The sequence below is a fragment of the Vibrio sp. S12_S33 genome, from assembly GCF_963889785.1.
Taxonomy (GTDB): Bacteria; Pseudomonadota; Gammaproteobacteria; order Enterobacterales; family Vibrionaceae; genus Vibrio; species Vibrio aestuarianus.
This window is the reverse complement of sequence record NZ_CAWPQZ010000262.1, coordinates 1-434: the sequence shown is the minus strand read 5'-3', so window position 1 is coordinate 434 and position 434 is coordinate 1. Positions and strand designations below refer to the sequence as shown.

1 protein-coding gene is annotated in these 434 nt (G+C 47.9%); it reads right to left on the bottom strand.

The genetic code is table 11. From position 1 onward, the window contains the following. Positions 1 to 434: IS66 family transposase zinc-finger binding domain-containing protein (locus tag AACW06_RS20090; protein WP_192076391.1), on the bottom strand; the 434-nt coding region annotated here is incomplete at both ends.

The following is a 434-nucleotide window of genomic DNA, read 5'->3' as shown; positions in this document are numbered from 1 at the left end:
GGCATCGCGTATTGGTATTTGCCAAGGATGATATTGGCCAGCAAGCTTTCTGTGGCGAAGCTTTTAGGGATGATGCTTATCGGTGCGGGTTGTTGGTGAATGTGGCTTTTTTCAGCCTGTTGTTCACACTGACGACAGGCGTATTTTGGACGAACATATTCCAACACTTTCAATACAGCGGGCGTGAACTCGAGCTTTTCACTGCGGTCTTCGCCGATTTTATGCAGAGCGTGTTGGCAGCATGAGCACTGTTTGTCGTGCTCATCTAGGTCAAGTTCGATGATTTCACGTGGCAAGTCTTTAGGAAGCGGTTGACGTTTACCACGACGTTTAATGGTCGTCGTTGTGGTGGTGATAACCTCATCTTCCGCTTTCGCCGCTTCACATTCTGCCTCATTAAAGAGGTCACCCTGTGCTTCGTTATATGGCTTTAA